The sequence below is a fragment of the uncultured Xanthomonas sp. genome (assembly GCF_964278005.1).
GTDB lineage: Bacteria > Pseudomonadota > Gammaproteobacteria > Xanthomonadales > Xanthomonadaceae > Xanthomonas_A > Xanthomonas_A sontii.
Window position 1 is genome coordinate 81,747 of sequence record NZ_CAXYKF010000015.1, and the last position, 13,972, is coordinate 95,718.

The window sequence follows — 13,972 nt, forward strand, 5'->3', positions numbered from 1 at the left end:
GTCAACGCCCGAGCGGGCTCAGTTGCGCAGCAGCGACGAGCCGCGCAGCGCCAGCGTCACCGGCAGGGTGCGGCTGCTCACCGGCTGCCCGGCGATCTGCGCCAGCAGGGTGTCCACCAGCACCGCACCGGCCAGCTTGGTGTCCTGCTGCACCGTCGACAGCGCCGGATCGACGCTGGCGGCCACCGGGATATCGTCGAAGCCGGCCAGGGCCACGTCCTCGGGCACGCGCAGGCCATGCTCGCGCAGTGCCTTCAACGCGCCGATGGCGATCAGGTCGCTGGCGGCGAACAGCGCATCGAAGCGTTCGCCGCGGCCGAGCAGGGCCAGCGCCGCTTCGTAGCCTGACTGCTCGGTGGTGATCGCATCGACCTGCAGCGCCGGCGTGGCGTCGGCGTCGGCCGCGCGCAGCGCCTGCAGGTGGCCGCGGTAGCGTTCCAGGAATTCGGGGTAATGGTTGGAGGCGTCGCCGAGGAAGGCGATGCGGCGGCGGCCCTGCGCCAGCAGGTGCGCGGTGATGTCGTGCCCGCCCTGGAAGTTGTCGCTGCCGATCGACACCCCCGGCTGCCCGGGCAGCACCGCGCCCCAGCGCACGAAATGCGTGCCCTGGTCGACCAGGTGCTGCAGCCGCTGCTGTGCCTGCAGGTAGTCGCCATAGCCGAGCAGGATCAGGCCGTCGGCCTTCTGGCTGTCGCCGTAGTCGGCGCGCCAGTTGTCCGACAACTGCTGGAACGACACCAGTAGGTCGTAGCCATGGCGGGCGCAGGCGCGGGTGATCGACCCCAGCATCGAGTGGAAGAACGGGTTGATCAGCGAGTCGTCGGTGGTCGGGTCTTCGAAGAACAGCAACGCCAGGGTGCCGGCATTGCGCAGGCGCAGGCTGGAGGCGTGCTTGTCGACTTTGTAGTTCAGCTCGCGCGCGATCGCCAGGATCTTGCGCCGGGTCTGCTCGTTGACCGCCGGGCTGCCGCGCAGCGCGCGCGAGACCGTGGGTTGCGACACGCCCGCGAGATAGGCGATGTCCAGTGAGGTGGCCTTGCCTTTGATGACGGCGCATCCGGTGCGGAGAAAACGTCGGCGAAGCATGCCATGGCGGCTGCTGTAGCTCTTGCTGCGGCGCAGCGAAGGCCTCGGCGGCATACCAGGAATGACCGTTTTGGTAAAAGACCGCGATTACCATTTTGGTAAAAGCTGGTTTACCATCCTGCTCTTCGACCTGATCCGGACATGGGTGGCCCGCGGCGACGCCGGCCGAGCGTGCGACATGAGCACTACCACCGCCCTCGCGTGAGTTCCCGCCCAAGGCTGTCCGAGCAGGCGCCCTTGTGGCGCCTTCTTTCTGTCCCGCGCCCAGGCTGGCCTGCCGCCGAGGTGGCGCGGACGTCATCCCCCAGTTTCCCTTTCCGCCGACTCCCATGATCACGATCACGCTCCCCGACGGCAGCCGCCGCGAATTCGAACATCCCGTCAGTCCCATGGACGTGGCCCAGTCCATCGGCCCCGGCCTGGCCAAGGCGACCATCGCCGGTCAGGTCGATGGCCGCCTGGTCGACGCCTGTGACCTCATCGACCACGACGCCAGCCTGCGCCTGATCACCGCCAAGGACGCCGAAGGCGTGGAGATCATCCGCCACTCCTGCGCGCACCTGGTCGGCCACGCGGTCAAGCAGCTGTACCCCGAGGTCAAGATGGTGATCGGTCCGGTCATCGCCGAGGGCTTCTACTACGACATCTACAGCGAGCGCCCGTTCACCCCGGAGGACCTGGCGGCGATCGAGAAGCGCATGCAGGAGCTGATCGCACAAGACTACGACGTGATCAAGAAGGTCACCCCGCGCGCCGAGGTGATCGAACTGTTCAAGCAGCGCGGCGAGGACTACAAGCTGCGCTTGATCGAGGACATGCCCGAGGACGTCACCGCGATGGGCCTGTACTACCACCAGGAATACGTGGACATGTGCCGCGGTCCGCACGTGCCGAACACGCGCTTCCTCAAGGCCTTCAAGCTGACCCGCATCTCCGGCGCCTACTGGCGCGGCGACGCCAAGAACGAGCAGCTGCAGCGCATCTACGGCACCGCCTGGGCCGACAAGAAGCAGCTCGAGGCCTACATCCTGCGCATGGAGGAGGCCGACAAGCGCGACCACCGCAAGATCGGCAAGCAGCAGGACCTGTTCCACCTGCAGGAAGAGGGCCCGGGCCTGGTGTTCTGGCACCCCAAGGGCTGGTCGATCTGGCAGGTGGTCGAGCAGTACATGCGCAGGGTCTACCGCGACAGCGGCTACGGCGAGGTGCGCTGCCCGCAGATCCTGGACGTGTCGCTGTGGCAGAAGTCCGGCCACTGGGACAACTACCAGGACAACATGTTCTTCACCGAGTCGGAGAAGCGCACCTACGCGGTCAAGCCGATGAACTGCCCCGGCCACGTGCAGGTGTTCAACCAGGGCCTGCACAGCTACCGCGACCTGCCGATCCGCTACGGCGAATTCGGCGCCTGCCACCGCAACGAGCCGTCCGGCGCGCTGCACGGCATCCTGCGCGTGCGCGGCTTCACCCAGGACGACGGCCACATCTTCTGCACCGAGCAGCAGATCGAGGCCGAGGTCACCGCCTTCCACCTGCAGGCGCTGAAGGTGTACGGCGATTTCGGCTTCGACGACATCCAGATCAAGATCGCCCTGCGCCCGGAAAAGCGCCTGGGCGACGACGCCACCTGGGACAAGGCCGAGGCCGCGCTGCGCGCCGCGCTCGGCGCCTGCGGCGTGGAGTGGCAGGAACTGCCGGGCGAGGGCGCCTTCTACGGCCCGAAGATCGAGTACCACCTCAAGGACGCGATCGGCCGCACCTGGCAGCTCGGCACCATGCAGGTGGATTTCATGATGCCCGGCCGCCTCGGCGCCGAGTACGTGGACGAGCACAGCCAGAAGAAGCCTCCGGTCATGCTGCACCGGGCCATCGTCGGCTCGATGGAGCGGTTCATCGGCATCCTGATCGAGCACCACGCCGGCATGTTCCCGGCCTGGCTGGCGCCGGTGCAGGCCGTGGTCATGAACATCACGGACGCGCAGGCAGACTATGTAGACAACGTGCGGAAACTCCTTGCAAATCAAGGCTTCCGCATCGAGGCCGATTTGCGGAACGAAAAAATCGGTTATAAGATTCGCGAACACACGCTGCAGCGGGTGCCGTACCTGTTGGTCGCGGGCGACCGCGAGACGGAAAACGGCGCGATTGCGGTCCGTACGCGATCGGGGGAGGATCTGGGCACCATGTCGGTCGCCGCCTTCGCCGACCGGCTGCGCGCCGAGCAGTTGGCGTGACACCACCCTGGCACGGACGGAGCCTCCGTCCGCGCCAGTCCGATTCCCCTGGGAGATTGCAACATCAGTACCCCTGACAACAAACAGAACCGCAAGAACCAAGAGATCCGCGTGCCGCGCGTGCGCGTGATCGGCGCGGACGGCGAGATGGTCGGCGTGTTGACCCGCGACGAAGCGCTGGCGCTGGCCGAAGAGGATGGACTCGATCTGGTCGAGATCCAGCCGCAGGCCGATCCGCCGGTCTGCAAGATCATGGACTTCGGCAAGTTCAAGTTCGAGCAGCAGAAGAAGGCCAACGAAGCCAAGAAGAAGACCAAGCAGGTCGAGATCAAGGAAATCAAGTTCCGTCCGGTCACCGACGAAGGCGATTACCAGATCAAGCTGCGCAACATGCGCCGCTTCATCGAGGAAGGCGACAAGGTCAAGGTCAACATCCGTTTCCGCGGTCGCGAGATGAGCCATCAGGAGCTCGGTCGCGAAATGGCCGCGCGGATCGAGGCCGATCTGGGCGAAGACATCGTCATCGAATCGCGTCCGCGCCTGGAAGGCCGGCAGATGGTGATGATGATCGCGCCGAAGAAGCGCTGACCCAGGCCAGGATCGCGCCCCGCCCCGTGCGGGCGCGCGGCTGCCTGGGCGCCCACCGACATGGTCATCCCGGCGTTTTTGCCCCGGCGCAGGCTGCGTGGTGACCCCGTGCGCGCCGTTTTCGATTCCCCATTCCCCATTCTCGATTCCCGGCGCGCCAATGCGCGCCCACCCGAACCGCATGATTTGCAAGGCATTCCAAGCCCTGGCATAATGCGCGGCCCAGTTCATCGGGTTTGCCGCTCGCGCGGCAATAGGACCCGCCCGGATCCTCAGTGGATCAAGGGCTTACAAGCAGGTAAGGGCACGGACGGAAAGTGTGGCGCAGCCACCGCCCTGACCAGTGACAAAACACCATCAAGGACATTGCAATGCCCAAGATCAAGACCAACCGGGCGGCGGCCAAGCGTTTCCGCAAGACCGCCTCCGGCAAGTACAAGGCCGGCCACGCCAACCGTAGCCACATCCTCACCAAGAAAGCGACCAAGCGGAAGCGCAACCTGCGGCAGACGAACCACGTCCGTGCCGAGGACGCAGGCCGTCTGGACCGTATGCTTCCCTACCTCTGAGGACTGAACCATGGCTCGAGTCAAGCGTGGCGTCCAGGCGCGCCGTCGTCACAAGAAAGTTCTGAACCTCGCCAAGGGCTACTACAACGCCCGTCGCAAGGTCTTCCGCGTCGCCAAGCAGGCGGTGATCAAGGCGCAGCAGTACGCCTACATCGGCCGCAAGCAGAAGAAGCGCAATTTCCGTTCGCTGTGGATCACCCGCATCAATGCGGCGGCCCGCATCAACGGCATGAGCTACAGCCGTTTCATGAACGGCCTGCTCAAGGCCGGCATCACCCTCGACCGCAAGGTGCTGGCGGACATCGCCGTGCACGACGCACAGGGCTTTGCCGCCCTGGCGGAGAAGGCGAAGGGCGCGCTGGCGGCATAAGTTTGCGAGTCCCTGCAGAAACCCGTGCGTCCACGTGCGGGGTTTCGGCGGGAGCCATCGCAGGCATGCAGGGGAAGGGCGCAAGTCCTTCCCCTTTTGCGTTTTTGGGCACCCCGGCGACGGGGCGCCTGCCGGGTAGGGAGGTTCCGCATCGGCGGGACACGGTGGCCACGGGTTCGGCCGGAGCAGTGAGGCGCGAGTGCAATGAGTGAGATCGATTCCCTGAGCGGGCAGGCGCTGGCGGACATCGCCGCGGCGCAGAGTCCGGAGGCGCTGGAGCAACTGCGGGTCGCGCTGCTCGGCAAGAGCGGCAGCATCACCGCTCAGCTCAAGCAGCTCGGCGCGCTGGCGCCGGAGCAGCGCAAGCTGGCCGGCGAGGCGATCAACCGCGCGCGCGACACGGTGTCCGCCGCGCTGGCCGAGCGGCGCACGCTGCTGGAAACCGCGGCGCTGGACGCGCGCCTGGCCGCCGAGCGCATCGACGTGACCCTGCCGGGGCGGCGCGGCGAACGCGGCGGGCTGCATCCGGTCACCCGCACCCTGGAGCGCATCACCGAGATCTTCGCGCGGCTGGGCTACGAGTTGTCCGACGGCCCCGAGATCGAGGACGACTGGCACAACTTCGAGGCGTTGAATTTCCCGCCGCACCACCCGGCGCGGGCGATGCACGACACCTTCTATTTCGGCGACGGCCGCCTGCTGCGCACCCACACCTCGGGCGTGCAGGTGCGCTACATGGGGGAACATGCGCCGCCGCTGCGCATGATCGCCGCCGGCAAGGTCTACCGCAGCGACAGCGACCAGACCCATTCGCCGATGTTCCATCAGGTCGAAGGCCTGCTGGTCGACGAGCACGCGACCTTCGCCGACCTCAAGGGCACCCTGGCCGAATTCGTGCGCGCGTTCTTCGAGCGCGATTTCCAGATGCGCTTCCGTCCCAGTTACTTCCCCTTCGTCGAGCCCGGCGCCGAGGTCGACATCGCCTGGCAGCAGCCCGACGGCAGCACCCGCTGGCTGGAAGTGCTCGGCTGCGGCATGGTCCACCCGAACGTGCTGCGCAACGTCGGCATCGACCCCGAGCGCTACACCGGCTTCGCCTTCGGCATGGGCGTGGAGCGCTTCGCGATGCTGCGCTACGGCGTCAACGACCTGCGCGCCTTCTTCGAGAACGACGTGCGGTTCCTGCGGCAGTTTGCTTGAGGCTGGGAGTCGGGAAACGGGAATCGGGAATGGGCAAAGCAACGCAAAGGCTCGTTTCCCCTCTCCGTTTCCGTTCCTAGTAGACCGCGTCTTCGATTCCCCATTCTCCACTCCCGATTCCCGGCCCTTCCATGAAATTCAGCGAAAACTGGCTGCGCAGCCACGTTCCGACCCAGGCCACGCGTGAGCAGCTCACCGCGACCCTGACCGCCATCGGCCTGGAGGTCGAGGAGGTCGTGCCGCTCGGCGACGGCCTGCAACAGGTGGTGGTGGCGCGGATCGTCGAGGCTGCGCCGCATCCCGAGGCCGACCGGCTGCAGGTGTGCCGGGTCGATGCCGGGCAGGGCGAATTGCTGCAGATCGTTTGCGGCGCGCCCAATGCGCGCGCGGGCCTGGTTGCGCCGCTGGCGCTGGTCGGTGCGCAGGTCGGCGGCATCGCAATCAAGCCGGCCAAGCTGCGCGGCATCGCGTCCAACGGCATGCTGTGCTCGGCCAAGGAGCTGGGCCTGGACAGCGACGCGTCCGGCCTGTTCGAACTGCCCGACGATGCGCCGATCGGCCAGGCGCTGATCGAGTATCTGGGCCTGCCCGACGCCAGCATCGAGATCAAGCTCACCCCCAACCGCGCCGACTGCTTCGGCGTGCGCGGCATCGCCTACGACGTGGCCGCGGCCTGCGGCAGCTACGTGCTGCCGCTGGCGGTGACGCCGGCGGCGGTGAGCAGCGAGCGCACGCTGGCGGTGGCGCTGGACGCGGGCGCCGACGCGCCGCGTTACTGCGGCCGCGTGGTCGAGGACCTGGATCCGGCGGCGAAGACGCCGCTGTGGATGGCCGAGCGCCTGCGCCGCAGCGGCGTGCGTCCGCTGTCGCTGCTGGTGGACATCACCCAGTACGTGATGCTGGAGCTTGGCCAGCCGATGCATGCCTTCGACCTGGACACCTTGCAGGGCCCGGTCGGCGTGCGCCATGCGCGCGACGGCGAGACCCTGACCCTGCTCGATGGCCGCGAGGCGGCACTGGATCCGGCCTTCCTGCTGGTCACCGACGCCGATCGGCCGGTGGCGCTGGCCGGGCTGATGGGCGGCCACGCCACCCGCGTCACCGAAGCCACCCGCCACGTATTCCTGGAGGCGGCGCATTTCGCGCCGGCGGCGATCATGGGCCGCGGCCGCAAGCTCGGCCTGCACACCGATGCCGGCCACCGTTTCGAGCGTGGCGTCGACCCGGCGCTGCCGCGGCAGGCACTGGAGCTGGCCACGCGGCTGGTGCTGGAGCTGGCCGGCGGGCGGGCCGGCCCAGTGGTCGAGGCCGCCTTGCCCGAATTCCTGCCAGCGCCGGCGCCGATCGCGCTGCGCCGCGCGCGCATCCTGCGCGTGCTCGGCATCGAGATCGCCGACGCCGACGTGGAGCGCATCCTGCGCGCGCTGGGCATGGAGGTGACTGCATCGGCCGATGGCTGGCAGGTCACCGCACCCAGTCGCCGCTTCGATATCGCCATCGAAGAGGATCTGATCGAGGAACTGGCGCGCATCCACGGCTACGACCGCCTGCCGACCACCTTGCCCGGCGGCGCCACGCGCATCGCCATGGACAGCGAGACCCAGTTGGACGAGCGCAGCGTGCGCCGGCAGTTGCTGGCGCGCGAGCTGCTGGAAACCATCAACTACGCCTTCGTCGATGCCGCGCTGCTGGACCAGTGGGGGCTGCACGAGCCGCGCGTGGCCCTGGCCAATCCGCTCAGCGCCGAACTGGCGGTGATGCGTCCGTCGCTGTTGCCGGGGCTGGTCGCGGCGCTGGGCCGCAATGCCGCGCGCCAGGCCGGGCGCGTGCGCCTGTTCGAACTGGGCAAGGTGTTCGCCGCGGCGGCGGAGGCCGGTGCCGCGCCGACCGAGACCCAGCGGGTGGCGGCGGCGGTGTGCGGCGATGCCGACGCCCTGCAGTGGGGCCTGCCGGCGCGCAAGGTCGATTTCCATGATCTCAAGGGCGACCTCGAGTCCCTGGCTGCGGCATCCGGCGCGCGCCTGGACTACCGCGCGTCCACGCACCCGTTCGCGCATCCGACCCGGTCGGCCGACGTGTATCGCGAGGAGACCCGGATCGGCTGGATCGGCCAGTTGCATCCGCGGCTGCTGCAGGCGACGCAGATCGACGTGGACGTGCTGGCGTTCGAGCTGGACCTGGCGCCGCTGGCCGCGCGTGCCTTGCCGCGCGCCGCCGAGCTGTCGCGGTTCCCGTCGGTGCGCCGCGACCTGGCGGTCGTGGTGCCGGACGCGGTCAGTTGGGCGGCGCTGGCGCGCAGCGTGCGCGCGGCGGTGGGGCCCTTGCTGCGCGAGGTGGTGCTGTTCGACCGCTACGTCGGCGCGGGGGTCGAGGCTGGTTGCAAGAGTCTCGCTATGGGCTTGATTTTGCAGGACAACACGCGCACTCTGACAGACCGCGACGTGGAGGCGGTGGTCGCCGATGCGGTGGCCGCGCTGGCGCGGGAACACGACGCGCGGATGCGTGGTTGAGAAGGACAGGGGATAGCAGGGCAATGGCGTTGACCAAAGCGGAAATGGCCGAGCGGTTGTTCGACGAAGTCGGGCTGAACAAGCGCGAGGCCAAGGAATTCGTCGATGCGTTCTTCGACGTGCTGCGCGACGCGCTCGAGCAGGGGCGGCAGGTGAAGCTGTCCGGTTTCGGCAACTTCGACCTGCGCCGCAAGAACCAACGGCCCGGCCGCAATCCCAAGACCGGCGAAGAGATCCCGATTTCGGCGCGGACGGTGGTGACCTTCCGCCCCGGACAGAAGCTCAAGGAGCGAGTGGAGGCATATGCTGGACCCGGGCAGTAACCGCGAACTTCCGCCGATTCCGGCCAAGCGCTACTTCACCATCGGTGAGGTCAGCGAGCTGTGCGACGTCAAGCCGCACGTGCTGCGCTACTGGGAGACCGAATTTCCCAGCCTGGAACCGGTCAAGCGGCGCGGCAATCGGCGCTACTACCAGCGCCACGACGTGCTGATGGTGCGGCAGATCCGCAGCCTGCTGTACGAACAGGGCTACACCATCGGCGGTGCGCGGCTGCGCCTGGAAGGCGAGGGCGCCCGCCAGGAATCGGCGCTGAGCAACCAGATCATCAAGCAGGTGCGGCAGGAACTGGAAGAAGTCCTGCAGTTGCTGCGGCGTTGAACCAGGGCGGCGCCACCGCCGCTAGGAATGCCAGCGGCAAACCCGCTATAATTGCCAACTCGCCGCGAGGCGGGTCCGCCATGACGGCGGAGACGCAACACATCGGGGTATAGCGCAGCCTGGTAGCGCACTAGTCTGGGGGACTAGTGGTCGTCGGTTCGAATCCGGCTACCCCGACCATCTTTCGAAGGCCCATGTCTGCGACATGGGCCTTTTTGTTTGGGCGCGTCGGATCGGCGGCGCGCGTGCGGCCGGTGTCGGCAATGGGCTGCCCGCCGGGATGGCAACGCGTGTCGGTATCGCGACATAGGGCGATCTGTATCGGCGCAGGGAGGCTGGCGCGTCGCCGTAGACAAAATGCGCGGGATTGCGCTGTCCCGCGACGAGGTCGTCGCCCCACCAGAGCGGAAAGCCCCATGGGAACTGGGAGCTGCGCAGCGTCAATGCCTTGACATTGATCACGTTAACATCGCGTCGATGGAACGTTCACGGGTCCTTGCTACGCTGAATAGCCGGACATGTAGTTGAACCCTCACGTTACTGCGTCAAAAAAATGTCGGGTAACGCCTTGGTGGCGGCAGATGCCTGTGCCATAGTGCGTTGCAACACGAAGCTTCGCTGTTGGCCAGGGCCGTTCGTCCCAGGCAGGAATTGACACCGTAATCATCCTCCGACCGGGAACGGAACCCTGGCCGGCTGGGGGAGTGCGGCGCTTCGAAAACCAATCGACAGAGGGCATCAGCATCGCGCATGGGTAAACTTTCCGTGACCTTCCAATGGGCGCTTGCCCTGTTCTGCCTGGGGCTGCTGTCCGCATGCAGCAGCGGGCCGGCGATGCGTACCGACCTGCCGGCAGGCGATCCGCTTGCCGCTTCAATGGGCAAGCCGGAATACCTGCTCGGCCCGGGCGACCTGCTGACGGTCAAGGTGTTCCAGGTCGACGATCTGGAACGGCAGGTGCGGGTCGACAACGAGGGCCGCATCTCGTTGCCGCTGATCGGCGACGTGAAGGCCGCCGGCTCCAGCGTCAATGCGCTGCAGAAGGAGATCGCCGACCGCTACCGCAACGGCTATCTGCAGAACCCGCAGGTGTCGGTGCTGGTCGACGAGTTCACCGGCAACCGGGTCACGGTCACCGGTGCGGTCAGCGAGCCGGGCATCTATCCCATCCAGGGCTCCGCCTTGACCCTGCAGCAGGCGCTGTCGCTGGGCAAGGGCGTCAGCGACGTGGCCAGCCGCGGCAATGTGGTGGTGTTCCGCACGGTGGGCGGGCAGAAGATGCTGGCGCGTTTCGATCTGCGCGATATCCAGAAGGGCGCCGCGCCGGATCCGGCGATCTACGGCGGCGACATCGTGGTGGTGTACCGCTCCGATGCGCTGGTACTGCTGCGCACCGTGGTGCAGCTGACCCCGTTCGTGATGGTCTGGAGGGCCTACCGATGAGCGCCTCCACCTTGCCTCCCGTTTCCGCGCCGCGCCCGCGTCCTGTGGGTGCCCCGCTGAGCCCGGCCGACATCGGCCTGCTGGATTACTGGAATGCGCTGTACCGGCAGCGTTGGCTGATCATCGGCATCACCGGGGCAGTCGTCCTGCTGGCGTTGCTGGTCCTCCTGCTCATGACGCCGAAGTACCGCGCCACCAGCGTGCTGCAGATCGAGCGCGAATCGCTCAACGTCGCCAATGTCGCCAACCTGATGCCGGTGGAATCGCCGCAGGATCGCGACTTCTACCAGACGCAGTACGAACTGCTCGGCAGCCGGTCGCTGGCGCGGCAGGTGATTCGCGAGGCCAAGCTGACCGAGGCGCCGGCGTTCAAGCCGCTGGTCGATGAAGCCCTGGAGAAGCTGCAGGACAACGGCGACGGGCGTGCGCCGACGCCGCAGGCGCGTGCCGCCGCGGCGGAGAACGCGCTGGTCGGTCCGGTGCTGGACGCCTTGACCATCGAGCCGGTGCGCGACTCGCGCCTGGTGCGGATCAACTTCGATTCGCCCGACCGCGTGCTGGCCACGCGCGTGGCCAACACCTACGCCAAGATGTTCATCGCCTCGACCCAGGAACGCCGCCTGCAGGCGTCCTCGTTCGCCGCGCGCTACCTGTCCGAACGCCTGGCGCAGCTGCGCGACAAGGTCGAGGAGTCGGAGAAGAACGCGGTCGACTATTCCAGCCAGGAACAGATCGTGTCGATGGGCGAGGACAAGCCCTCGCTGCCGACGCAGAACATGAGCGAACTGAATGTGCGCCTGGCCGCGGCGCAGGATGCGCGGATCAAGGCCGAGGCGGCCTGGCGCCAGGCCGGCATCGGCGACGGCATGGGCCTGCCGCAGGTGGTCAGCAACCCGTTGATCCAGAATCTGCGCGCCGAGCAGGCCAAGATGACCGCCGATTACCAGCAGAAGTTGGCGACGTTCCAGCCCGGCTACCCGGAGATGCAGCGCCTGCAGAACCAGATCGCCGAGACCAAGCGGCAGATCGCCGACGAGGTCGCCAACATCCGCAGCGCGCTGAAGAACGACTACGAGTCGGCGCGTCAGCAGGAAACCTTGCTGGCCGACCGCATCGCCGCGCTGAAGAACGACGAACTGGACCTGCAGACCCGCAGCATCCGCTACACCATGCTGCGCCGCGAGGCCGACACCAACCGCCAGCTCTACGACGCGCTGCTGCAGCGCTACAAGGAGATCGGCGTGGTCGGCAACGTGGGCACCAACAACATTTCGATCGTCGACCGCGCCGATGTGCCGGGCAAGCCGAGTTCGCCGAAGAAGCTGCTCGGCCTGGCGCTGGCCTTCGTGTTCGGCCTGTTCCTGGCGGTGGCGGTGGCGCTGGTGCGCTACTTCATCCGCGAGGCCGAAGCCGCGGCGGCGGCCTCGGCGTGATGTCGCGGTGTCATGGCGCGCCGCACCGCGCGAGGCGCGGGTGCGTGCCGCACCGCACACAACGGCATCGGTTCGACGCACAGTCTTCAGTGAGGTGATACGTGGTTCAGCTAGGCAATGAGGTGCTCCATTATTTTCCAGCGCGGTTGTACGAAGACGTTGTTCTGTTGAAGTAATCACGGGCTGCCGTGGACCTGGGGTCGGCGAGGGAGGCGCCGCAGCGGTCCACAGGCAGGCGAAATCGAGGCCCGGCGGCGTCGCATGTTCCCCCGCATGCCGATCGACCGGGTTTGGATAGGAATCCCGATCATGCTTTTGGCAGACCTGAGTAGCGCCACCTATACGACCTCCTCGCCGCGCATGTTGTCCAAGTACGCGGCCGCGGCAGACATCCTGTTGCGCGTGTCCGACCTGACCGTCATGGTCGGCGGCGCGTTGCTCACCCACCGGTTGCTGTTCGGCACCTGGATGCCGGAACCGGCCTACCGGGTGGCGATTGGCACCACCCTGCTGTACGCGGTGATCTGCTTCGCGCTGTTCCCGCTGTACCGCAGCTGGCGCGGGCGCGGCCTGTTGCGCGAGATGATGGTGTTGAGCCTGGCCTGTGGCGGTGTGTTCGCCCTGTTCGCCATGCATGCCTTCGTGGTGCAGTTCGGCCAGCAGGTCTCGCGGCTGTGGATCGGCACCTGGTTCGTCACCAGCCTGGCGACGCTGCTGCTCTCGCGCACCCTGGTGCGCGGCGTGCTCAACCGGCTGCGCTCGGAAGGCGTGGACGTGCAGCGCGTGGTCGTGGTTGGCCTGCGCCATCCGGTGGTGAAGATCCACAACTACCTGAGCCGCAATCCCTGGGTGGGCATGCAGGTGGTGGGCTACTTCAGCAGCGACTACGACCTGTCGGTGGCCGACCATCCGCAGAAGCTGCAGTGCCTGGGCGAGGGCACCGCCGACGCGCTGATCGACTACCTCGACGACCACCAGGTCGAGCAGGTGTGGATCTCGTTGCCGTTGGGCGAACGCGACCATATCAAGCAGCTGCTGCAGCGCATGGACCGCTATCCGATCCAGGTCCGGCTGATTCCCGATCTGTTCGACTTCGGCATGCTCAACCAGTCCGGCGACCAGATCGGCAACGTACCGGTGATCAACCTGCGCCAGGGCGGCGTGGACCGCAACACCTACTTCGTGGTTGCCAAGGCGCTGCAGGACAAGCTGCTGGCCCTGGCCGCACTGGCCGTGCTGTGGCCGCTGATGCTGGCGATCGCGGTGGGCGTGAAGCTGAGCTCGCCGGGTCCGGTGTTCTTTCGCCAGCGCCGCCACGGCCTGGGCGGGCGCGAGTTCTACATGTACAAGTTCCGCTCCATGCGTGTGCAGCAGGAGCCCAGCGACGTGGTGGTGCAGGCCACGCGCGGCGACAGCCGGGTAACCCGCTTCGGTGCGTTCCTGCGCCGCACCAGCCTGGACGAGCTGCCGCAGCTGTTCAACGTGCTCGGCGGCAGCATGTCTGTGGTGGGGCCGCGTCCGCACGCGGCGCAGCACAACACCCACTACGAAAAGCTGATCCACCATTACATGCAGCGGCACTACGTCAAGCCGGGCATCACCGGCTGGGCGCAGGTCAACGGCTTCCGCGGCGAGACGCCGGAACTGCGCACGATGAAGAAGCGCATCCAGTACGACCTGGACTACATCCGCCGCTGGTCGTTGTGGCTGGACACGCGGATCATCGTGCTGACCGCGTTCAAGGTGCTCGGGCAGAAGACCGCCTACTGATGCGCCCGATGCGTTTTCTTCCCGCCGACCGTGTACAGCGCCGGCGCCGCCTCCGCGTCGCCGTCGTTCCTGCATTGCCTGCACCGAATGGGCTGGCGCATCGCGCGAC

General features: G+C 67.2%; 13 protein-coding genes and 1 tRNA gene. 13 read left to right on the forward strand and 1 reads right to left on the reverse strand.

What is annotated here, in order from left to right:
* Positions 1-18: 18 nt before the first annotated feature.
* A complete protein-coding gene (locus tag ACHWVH_RS08840) occupies positions 19-1,086 on the reverse strand; it encodes a LacI family DNA-binding transcriptional regulator (protein WP_394687005.1) in 1,068 nt (355 codons plus the stop codon).
* 61 nt (positions 1,087-1,147) lie between these two features.
* On the opposite strand from ACHWVH_RS08840, the gene ACHWVH_RS08845 reads away from it, so the two are divergent.
* The 13 genes from ACHWVH_RS08845 (at position 1,148) to ACHWVH_RS08905 (ending at position 13,863) form a co-directional block, all read left to right on the forward strand.
* A complete protein-coding gene (locus tag ACHWVH_RS08845) occupies positions 1,148-1,291 on the forward strand; it encodes a hypothetical protein (RefSeq protein ID WP_394687006.1) in 144 nt (47 codons plus the stop codon).
* A gap of 124 nt (positions 1,292-1,415) precedes the next feature.
* Positions 1,416-3,320 (forward strand): threonine--tRNA ligase, encoded by a 1,905-nt coding sequence (gene thrS, locus ACHWVH_RS08850; protein WP_394687007.1) that lies wholly within the window; start codon positions 1,416-1,418, stop codon positions 3,318-3,320.
* Between the two features lie 48 nt (positions 3,321-3,368).
* Positions 3,369-3,908: a translation initiation factor IF-3 gene (gene infC / locus ACHWVH_RS08855; protein ID WP_081613216.1), complete on the forward strand. Its 540-nt coding sequence runs from the start codon at positions 3,369-3,371 to the stop codon at positions 3,906-3,908.
* 371 nt (positions 3,909-4,279) lie between these two features.
* The gene (gene rpmI, locus ACHWVH_RS08860; protein WP_010342861.1) at positions 4,280-4,477 is read left to right on the forward strand and encodes a 50S ribosomal protein L35; all 198 of its coding nucleotides are present in this window, start codon (positions 4,280-4,282) and stop codon (positions 4,475-4,477) included.
* A gap of 10 nt (positions 4,478-4,487) precedes the next feature.
* Positions 4,488-4,847: a 50S ribosomal protein L20 gene (rplT, locus tag ACHWVH_RS08865; protein WP_010342859.1), complete on the forward strand. Its 360-nt coding sequence runs from the start codon at positions 4,488-4,490 to the stop codon at positions 4,845-4,847.
* 204 nt (positions 4,848-5,051) lie between these two features.
* A complete protein-coding gene (gene pheS, locus ACHWVH_RS08870; RefSeq protein ID WP_010342858.1) occupies positions 5,052-6,047 on the forward strand; it encodes a phenylalanine--tRNA ligase subunit alpha in 996 nt (331 codons plus the stop codon).
* Positions 6,048-6,178: 131 nt separating this feature from the next.
* Positions 6,179-8,557, forward strand: coding sequence for a phenylalanine--tRNA ligase subunit beta (gene pheT, locus ACHWVH_RS08875; RefSeq protein WP_394687008.1), 2,379 nt, complete (start codon positions 6,179-6,181; stop codon positions 8,555-8,557).
* A 23-nt stretch (positions 8,558-8,580) separates the two neighbouring features.
* Positions 8,581-8,880, forward strand: a complete 300-nt coding sequence (locus tag ACHWVH_RS08880) for an integration host factor subunit alpha (protein ID WP_003466661.1) — start codon at positions 8,581-8,583, stop codon at positions 8,878-8,880.
* A complete protein-coding gene (locus tag ACHWVH_RS08885) occupies positions 8,861-9,217 on the forward strand; it encodes a MerR family transcriptional regulator (protein ID WP_009597860.1) in 357 nt (118 codons plus the stop codon). Before ACHWVH_RS08880 ends, ACHWVH_RS08885 begins: the two co-directional genes overlap by 20 nt.
* 103 nt (positions 9,218-9,320) lie before the next feature.
* Positions 9,321-9,397: transfer RNA gene (locus tag ACHWVH_RS08890), tRNA-Pro, on the forward strand.
* A 570-nt stretch (positions 9,398-9,967) separates the two neighbouring features.
* Complete coding sequence (locus ACHWVH_RS08895) at positions 9,968-10,660, forward strand: polysaccharide biosynthesis/export family protein (protein ID WP_043092309.1); 693 nt, start codon at positions 9,968-9,970, stop codon at positions 10,658-10,660.
* On the forward strand, positions 10,657-12,093 hold the full coding sequence (locus ACHWVH_RS08900; protein ID WP_267084498.1) for a GumC family protein: 1,437 nt from the start codon (positions 10,657-10,659) through the stop codon (positions 12,091-12,093). Before ACHWVH_RS08895 ends, ACHWVH_RS08900 begins: the two co-directional genes overlap by 4 nt.
* A 309-nt stretch (positions 12,094-12,402) precedes the next feature.
* A complete protein-coding gene (locus ACHWVH_RS08905) occupies positions 12,403-13,863 on the forward strand; it encodes an undecaprenyl-phosphate glucose phosphotransferase (RefSeq protein ID WP_267092461.1) in 1,461 nt (486 codons plus the stop codon).
* Positions 13,864-13,972: the final 109 nt, after the last annotated feature.

What these genes read in the sequence shown, in the direction of transcription:
- thrS (WP_394687007.1), top strand. Translation starts at nt 1,416, where the DNA reads ATGATCACGATCACGCTCCCCGACGGCAGCCGCCGCGAATTCGAACAT.
- rpmI (WP_010342861.1), top strand. Translation starts at nt 4,280, where the DNA reads ATGCCCAAGATCAAGACCAACCGGGCGGCGGCCAAGCGTTTCCGCAAG.
- ACHWVH_RS08845 (WP_394687006.1), top strand. Translation starts at nt 1,148, where the DNA reads ATGACCGTTTTGGTAAAAGACCGCGATTACCATTTTGGTAAAAGCTGG.
- ACHWVH_RS08885 (WP_009597860.1), top strand. Translation starts at nt 8,861, where the DNA reads ATGCTGGACCCGGGCAGTAACCGCGAACTTCCGCCGATTCCGGCCAAG.
- ACHWVH_RS08895 (WP_043092309.1), top strand. Translation starts at nt 9,968, where the DNA reads ATGGGTAAACTTTCCGTGACCTTCCAATGGGCGCTTGCCCTGTTCTGC.
- ACHWVH_RS08880 (WP_003466661.1), top strand. Translation starts at nt 8,581, where the DNA reads ATGGCGTTGACCAAAGCGGAAATGGCCGAGCGGTTGTTCGACGAAGTC.
- pheT (WP_394687008.1), top strand. Translation starts at nt 6,179, where the DNA reads ATGAAATTCAGCGAAAACTGGCTGCGCAGCCACGTTCCGACCCAGGCC.
- ACHWVH_RS08905 (WP_267092461.1), top strand. Translation starts at nt 12,403, where the DNA reads ATGCTTTTGGCAGACCTGAGTAGCGCCACCTATACGACCTCCTCGCCG.
- pheS (WP_010342858.1), top strand. Translation starts at nt 5,052, where the DNA reads ATGAGTGAGATCGATTCCCTGAGCGGGCAGGCGCTGGCGGACATCGCC.
- ACHWVH_RS08900 (WP_267084498.1), top strand. Translation starts at nt 10,657, where the DNA reads ATGAGCGCCTCCACCTTGCCTCCCGTTTCCGCGCCGCGCCCGCGTCCT.
- rplT (WP_010342859.1), top strand. Translation starts at nt 4,488, where the DNA reads ATGGCTCGAGTCAAGCGTGGCGTCCAGGCGCGCCGTCGTCACAAGAAA.
- ACHWVH_RS08840 (WP_394687005.1), bottom strand. Translation starts at nt 1,086, where the DNA reads ATGCTTCGCCGACGTTTTCTCCGCACCGGATGCGCCGTCATCAAAGGC.